The following is a 7,424-nucleotide window of genomic DNA, read 5'->3' on the forward strand; positions in this document are numbered from 1 at the left end:
ACATCAAGCCTGTAGTTATCCAGCTCTACCTCCATTTCGCTTATCTTCCCCTGAAGGATCCCTATATTGTGGATCATCCTCTTCACACCCTCATGGTCCATTGGCATCTCCACTATATTTCTAGCATCAAATGCATCAAGTATTGCCCTGAATGTGCTGTACGGATAGGTTCCACCCTCTCCAAACACAATGAGGGACCATCTGTCTGCCTTTGCACTTAAAATTCTCACTCCCAATCCCCTTAGCTCCTCCCTCAGCACCGGATTTGCTTTCTCCAAGGAGCCCTCAATATTCATCCTTATCTGAAGGGGATATCCAGTTGGCTCCCTCCAGTACCTAACTGGATTTTTATTTACGAATTTCTCCGTCAGAACTCCCTTTAAGTATATCCCTTTGTTTCCCTTGTGTTTGCCATAGAGAAGCAGAATGCACCCTCTTTCTAAAAGCTCCCATCTTCTCTTGTTTACATTGTTCTCAGGAAAACCCCAGAGCCCTTCCTCAAATATCGATGCAACATGAGGATGGGAGAAATCCAGACATTGATTATGGCTCCACAGGAACTCCTGCTCATCAAAGTTTTGTGAAAGTTTTCTTAATAAATTTTTGAGACAAAACAAAAAAGAAACTCTTATGGGAAAATTTATATCTATCCTGAATTTCTGCATTCGACGTTCTATCAAGAATCGAAAACAATATAAATTTTGATGAAGATAAATTGAACTATGTCAAAAAGAGACTTATATATGCTACTAAGAGACCCGATTATTTCTAATAAAAGGAAGAAATAGAGAGCATCAGAACAACAATGTTAAATCTTAAATAATGATGAGATGCTCTAGTATATTAGGTAGGGGAAGAGTGAATAAAATTCTAGGAAAAGGAGGTGATGATAGGCGAATAGATTTTATCTTGAACCCGGCCTTTATCTGAATATGTTCGAGGTGAATGTTCCATCTAATGCCGAGGTAAATGCCTTTATAGCCTCAGCCGAAACTTATCCAACTCTGCGCGATCTACGAGCATTTATCACACAGAAAAACTGGAAAATACGGGTATATCGAGACAAAAATATTATCTTTGGATACGGTGAAAATGCCCACGAATTAGCTTCTAGAGGCTTCCAGCAACAAATGATAAAACTATTTGACTATCCAAGATGGTGCGCCAGATTAATCACAGAGGGTTTGGCTGATCATCTGAAAGATCAGGGATATCATGAATCACTTGAGAAAGTACATACAACACTTTACGAGTCCAGACCTTATGGAAGCGTCGCCAATGGGAAAATAAATGTATTTCGTGGCTATACTTTCCGAACGATATACCTTTGGAAAGACAACCAACCTGTATTTGGTCTAATCGTTGACATATGCTGGAAGATAGAGGATGAGAACGGTAGAAGACTTAATACAGCAGAGATTGCACAGTACAATGCCATTTCTCAAATAGCACAGATTCAAGACGAGCTTCTGCCTAACAACAAGATAAATTTAGAGGCATCCCGGCTTAGACTGTATAACCATATTTTACCATTCATAAATATGAATAAAAGTTTTACTTTGCCATTAAGCGAAAGGATTAATGTTTCTATAGAGGAGATTCCAGTTCATGTTATTCTTGGAATATGACTGCAATAAACAGGGTGTCTGACGATGGGCAGGTTCTACTTAAGTGGCGAACAATTGCAACCACCAAAATTACGATTTAATCCATCTTCTCTACAAGCATCTCACTACAATCCACGTCAAGGTCTAAAACAATATGGCCCATACGATGAACAGAGTCTCGGTAAGGAAAGTGTACGTTGCACGTTAATTTATCCAGAACAGCTGGAAATTCAGAAACAAATACTCATTTCAGGTCTAACTAATGGAAATGGTGCCTTTGACGGATTCCAAAGCCTATTCCGTATCCCTCTAGAATTCATAGCACATAGATCAGTGGCTGAAGAGAATGAGAAAGAAATAGAACAAGAAATTAAAACTGCTCTAAATAACGATAATCCTGATCTGGTAATCGTGATGATGAGCAGGAGGAATGAACAGATATATAGAAAAGTGAAATCATTTCTCTTAGGTAACGGGATTCCATCTCAGGTAGTTACGGCTGAGAAGCTTAAGAACATCGAGGAGCTTCCGTGGATTCTTGAGAATATTAGCTTGCAGATTTACGCAAAAATTGGAGGTACACCTTGGACAGTTATGTCCTCTCATAGACAAAAAGAGCTTGTTATAGGGATAAGCCGCGCAATGGACAAGGAAAAGAACTGTGTAGTTGGATTTATCACACTTTTCACTCATGACGGAGATTATCAATTTCTATACTCACTCGCACCAAAGCCAATTGAATGGCAAAAGCTGGATGAATATCGCAACGCACTTGTTGAATTAATCGTAGATGCCTACAAGGAGTACGAGCGACGATTAGGCAGGCCTTCATCCATTGTAATACATCTCTGCAAAAGACCAGGAAAGTTTAGGGAAATAGCTGCAGTGGAAGAAGCCATCCAAAAAATTGGTGAGAATTTGCCCTATGCCTTACTTCACTTAAATGACGATACTAACTATCGCTTGTTCGATTCAGCACACCCAACTTATGTGCCGAGATCAGGGATAAAAGTCGAGATCAACTCCAATACTGCACTTCTCCTTCTGGATGGACGAATGCCCGATCAGACGGGACAGGAAATCCGCAAAAAGCGGGGAGTACCGAGAATGCTTGAGATTCACATGGATAAGAGATCGACAATGCCTAGTACTGAATTTCCACGACTTGTTCAACAGGTCTTTGCATTTGCTCGCGTTAATTGGAGAGGATTCAACGCTCAAGCAATCCCTGCTACCCTCAGTTATTCTTATCTAGTTGCACGGCTTGTTGCTGAAATTGGTGCAGAGAACTGGAGTCCTATTGCCAGCGCAGGTAAGTTGAGGGATAAAGCATGGTTCCTATAAATTTCCATCGATACCGAGATGAGCTTCAGCGGATGCTGTTAGATCAAGCAGAATCGTTAGAAACTGAGTGGGATCCATTTGTTGCTGCTTGGATCTGCTATGCACTAAGTGCCGAGGAAATGGAGAATAATCAATCACTTACTAAACTTATTAATAGAATGCAAAGGTGGATGAAAGAGGATAGCGACCTATGGGAAATACAGCGATATCTTGGTCCGATAGCAGCTACAATATGGCTGCAGAGGAAAATGGGTCATCAAGAAGATGAATCAAAAATTGTTGAGCTTAGTGAAAAGGTGAAGCAACTCAATGCAGATGATAAGTGGTCACCATTACGTGATCCAGAGCAGGTTTATCTTTTATCCCTTGGCTTGAAAACAGGGAATAAAGAAGCGCGAGGGCATCTCAAAAGTATAGCCTACCAAGAATTGAAACGAGGTCCATTAAGGAGAAAAATTCTTTTCGCTGCAGCACTTAGAGAATTGGGTGAGAGCATAACTTGCCCTCAGGGAAACCCTCAAGATGTAGGTGATGTGATTACTTTGGTGTGGTGGGCAGAAAAATACGAAGAAAGCAAAAAATATGAGTGCTGGAAGCTCTTTGGTAATATCCAAAATAGAATTGCTCTTAATCCTAATAATGCTTCTATTTTTCAGAGGAACCTTACAATAACGGAGAAAGCGCTGCTCTACGAAGCTATTGTAAATGAAACTAAGTATCCTGAGCCAACTCTGCTCTTTGAATATCTTCCTCTTCATCCAAGGATTAAGCAACTGACCAGAAATCACTTCTTCGATGGCGATTACTCAGAGGCAATATTTGAAGCAGTAAAGGCGTTAAATGAGCTAATTCAACAGCGCACCGGTATTACTGATAAAAGCGAAGTTGAACTAGTTCAAGCAACAATGAAAAAAGAACCTTCTGAGTTGATTATCATCTTTAATGACTTTCTTAATACTAAGTCCGGTAAAAGCGAGCAAGATGGACTTGCACTGATCTGCGAAGGCATATTTAAGGCATTCCGAAATCCGAGAGGGCATGTACCCAAGGATCATCCGTTGGTTAAACTGGATCCCTATGAAGCTCTTGAGCAGCTTGCTACAATAAGTTACATTATGAAACGAATCGAGTCAGCAAAAATTGAACGAGAAGATACTTCAAACTGATAAATAAGGAGTGCTCCTCAATGCAAATAGCTCCTTATCGATCTAAAAGACATCTTTTCCCTAAGATACAATCGTAATAGCACTGTTCTTTTGCATCTGGACAAGAGGGCAGTGCTGACAAAGGATGCGAAGGAAATTTAGAGAAGAGGAGAATTCGGAATTAAATGGACTACAAGAGACCATTCAGCAATAATCTCGAAAAATTTGAAACATAGAGTACCTTTCACTTGCAAGCCTCTTAGCAAAAAGAGTTGACGAAGCTAAACTTAACAGAGGTGCTTAATCACTTGAAAGAGACAGATATTATCAGGAAATTATCCTCTTTTCTGAAAAACACATCGAACTGTTGGCAAAAAGACTGCATATCTCTAAGTGGTTTTCTGCTCACATCCTAAGAAGACCTTAAAAGAGGCTTCCATACCTTTTCACATATCCGCATCCACTCATTTTCTGCCAATGTGATCGATGAAATCGTGGCATCCCTAAGCGAAGCACCTCGCATTATGTACAGTTCGGGATCCTTTAAAGCAAATGCAACTATGTAGATAAATGAGTTGTTAGGATTATCTAAAATAAATTTATACTCATTTTTAGTTAAATTTATACTCCACAAACCTTTAGAGGCTTTAACTTCTATATATTTAGGAGAACCATCGGGCATCCTTGACTCAATATCATAACCTTTGCCTCTCTCAGACTCCGTTAAAACCCGAATATTCTCTACTTTACATTCTTCCTTCTCATATTTAACTGAAGTTAGAATTCCCACTCTTTCTACTAGTCTATTTTCGTCTACTTTGCTGCCTACTTTAAGTTCTTCCAGAAACCTCTTCCAAGCAGATTTCTCCTCTGGAGATTCGTTCTCGATAAATATAGGATCTACGAATTCAAGCTCAAAATCTAATAAATTGTTCATCACCAGTCTCTCTACGTTATTCTCAGGCTCATATTCTGCTGAAAGAAGAACTTTTTGTGGTTCAAGCCATCTCCCATTCTTAGTTCTTATTAAAAATCCTTCTTTGGTAATATCTTCACTATTCACAATACCCTCCTTCCAGAAATCTTTAATTATTTTTACTATTTTTATTTTTGTCTGGTCGTCTTTACTGGAATCTTTAAGCTCTTTAAGTAGACTCGGAAATTGTTCTTTTTTGATAATTCCTTCTAATTTTTCCTCTGAGAGCTCTTCAACCTTAATCTCCTTAAGAAAGTTGATTATAATGTCCTCTCTTAACAAGGGATCTAAAAATTTAAATTTTCCTGGAAACAGCTTCTTAGCTTTCTCCTCCACTTCTGAAGTAGCGATGTAGATATCCCCAGGTTCACAGATATTTCCCTCCTCATCAATCAAACAGGTTGCCATACGAAACTCCCTCTGATACTTTTCACTCTCCCTAGTGGATTGTGCATACCTAAACCAATCACTTGCTAAAGTCTTTAGATAATCTCTAAAGACTTCTTTCCATCTATCTCCAAAAGCAGTTTTGATGGATTCTATATCATAAAGGTATTCTTTTAGATTTCTTATATCTATTGTTTTTCGTTTTTCTAAAGAAGGATGGAGCTTCGCTTTGGGATGAAGTACCTTCTTGTTAGTAACCTTTTCTATGAAATCAGAACCGACCAAATCTAAGACGGTCTGGCTTACTTCAACAACCTCCGATATTCTTGCAAAATCCCCCTTTAAGGTAACTGCGTGGTTGCCATTTTTAATCTCATTATTGATGGGATTAGCTAGGTGTGTATCAAAAGGAGAGTGATGGACGATGCTATAAAGAACGTTAGTATAGGAATACTTCCAAGTATCATGGGCCTTGAATGAACTGATTACATTATTTATAATAAATTTTGTTATTTCATCCAACATCCACAGGTTCCAAGGGGCTTCTCTCTGTACCATCTCACGTCCTGGGGCAACTAAAAAGTCGGCATGAATGAGAAAGGGTATTCCTATTTCTTCCTCCCTAAGTGGGACGTAACTAAATACGCCAAACTTAATAGTCCCTGTAGTCGGAGCTAGATCTCCTTTATCATCAAGTTTAAAGGCAACAGCTATTTCTCTTTTTTCAACTTCTCCTCTATTCCATTCTTTTGTAAATCTATCTTCTTTTATGTTATCTGGAACCTTTATGATGTTACGAAATACTACCCAACTAGTAACAGTTTTGCTTCCATTTTCCATGACCTCTAGGGTATAGATCCCCTCTTTCTTTTCCTTTCTCCTAAATATCTTTTTCTTATCCTCGAACTCCAGCTCAATTTCGGTTATGTTGTGAAGGAAGAGTAAGGTGGTTGGCGCGAGCCTTTGTAGCTCTTCTTTTATTCTCTCATATCCTGCTTCATCTACCGGTATATGAAATACAACATTCCATTCTTTACATTCCTCTGGAACCTTCTCCAGCCATATAGGCGTAATCTGCCAAGGGACGGTTCTAGGATCAGGCCAATGACTTTTGTCAAACTTAAATCTGTAAGGTTTTGAGTAAATATGAGGGTTTGAAGAGACCAGGAAAATGGCTTTAAACCCCACGCCAAGATAACCTATATGTTCCTTGGGATCTTTGTGAGATTTTCCCACGGAGCATATCGCTTCAACGTCATCCCTTGAGAAAGGTGCTCCATTGTTAAGTATCTTGACTAAACCTTTTTGCAGGATTACTTTCACCTTCGTCGCTTTCGCATCCTCTGCATTCTGAATAAATTCCAATATAAAGTGTCCTGTGCGGGCAAACATTTTCTCTACAATCCACATAGCTCCTGCAAGCGAATCTAGAACTCTATTCTTTCCAGCAGTATAGCTTTTTTGTATTTCTGTTATATGATTATAGGCTTCCTCCTCGGATATAGTATCCACTTTATTTCTCATCGCAATTAACTTTTTGCTCATTTTTTATTTAAGTCTTCCTGTAGTTATGAATTTATATTCTTTGCTTCGGATAAGCTCTACACTAATTTTGCTCTTGTTGGCATCGTCTGAGTCAATTACGAACCCGAATGAAAATCGAGATGACTAGGAATGAAGAAAGACTAGCTCAGCAGTAATTTGCCGAAAAGTTTTTCTAAGTTCTGCTCTGCTAACTATAATGCCCGATGTATTTCCAGAGCTTCCAAAGGTTTCATTTAAATTCTCCCTTGATGTGGCCACTGTTTATGCGATAGAGATGGCTTTGCATGCCCACAAAATAGAAATGAGAGCAGAAAAACAGTACTTTAGCGAAGAACTTCTTGAGGAATGGCGGGAAGCGTTATCTTTACCAAATCTATTTTGGGACCTGAGGGCATTCATGTGTGGAAGGGGGAATTTAAA

The 7,424-nt window shown here is 39.1% G+C and carries 5 protein-coding genes and 1 pseudogene; 4 read left to right on the forward strand and 2 right to left on the reverse strand.

Features of this window, described 5'->3' with window-relative positions:
• Window positions 1-665: pseudogene (locus D6D85_RS02080) on the reverse strand (hypothetical protein); the annotation flags it as partial.
• 267 nt (window positions 666-932) lie between these two features.
• On the opposite strand from D6D85_RS02080, the gene D6D85_RS02085 reads away from it, so the two are divergent.
• From D6D85_RS02085 to D6D85_RS02095, 3 genes are read left to right on the forward strand one after another with little or no spacing between them, the layout of a single operon-like run.
• Entirely contained in the window at window positions 933-1,628 is a 696-nt protein-coding gene (locus tag D6D85_RS02085; protein WP_125670427.1) for a hypothetical protein, read from the forward strand.
• Between the two features lie 24 nt (window positions 1,629-1,652).
• Window positions 1,653-2,951, forward strand: coding sequence for a Piwi domain-containing protein (locus tag D6D85_RS02090; RefSeq protein ID WP_125670428.1), 1,299 nt, complete (start codon window positions 1,653-1,655; stop codon window positions 2,949-2,951).
• Window positions 2,939-4,117: a TIGR02391 family protein gene (locus D6D85_RS02095; protein WP_125670429.1), complete on the forward strand. Its 1,179-nt coding sequence runs from the start codon at window positions 2,939-2,941 to the stop codon at window positions 4,115-4,117. The genes D6D85_RS02090 and D6D85_RS02095 overlap by 13 nt, the downstream gene beginning before the upstream one ends.
• A gap of 391 nt (window positions 4,118-4,508) precedes the next feature.
• On the opposite strand, the gene D6D85_RS02100 is transcribed toward D6D85_RS02095, so the two are convergent.
• The gene (locus D6D85_RS02100; RefSeq protein WP_125670430.1) at window positions 4,509-7,004 is read right to left on the reverse strand and encodes a sacsin N-terminal ATP-binding-like domain-containing protein; all 2,496 of its coding nucleotides are present in this window, start codon (window positions 7,002-7,004) and stop codon (window positions 4,509-4,511) included.
• A gap of 196 nt (window positions 7,005-7,200) precedes the next feature.
• Between D6D85_RS02100 and D6D85_RS02105 the strand changes: the two genes are divergently transcribed.
• Window positions 7,201-7,424: hypothetical protein (locus tag D6D85_RS02105; protein WP_133308282.1), on the forward strand; the 224-nt coding region annotated here is incomplete at its 3' end.

Source organism: Candidatus Methanodesulfokora washburnensis (genome assembly GCF_003947435.1).
In the GTDB taxonomy this organism is placed as follows: Archaea; Korarchaeota; Korarchaeia; order Korarchaeales; family Korarchaeaceae; genus Methanodesulfokora; species Methanodesulfokora washburnensis.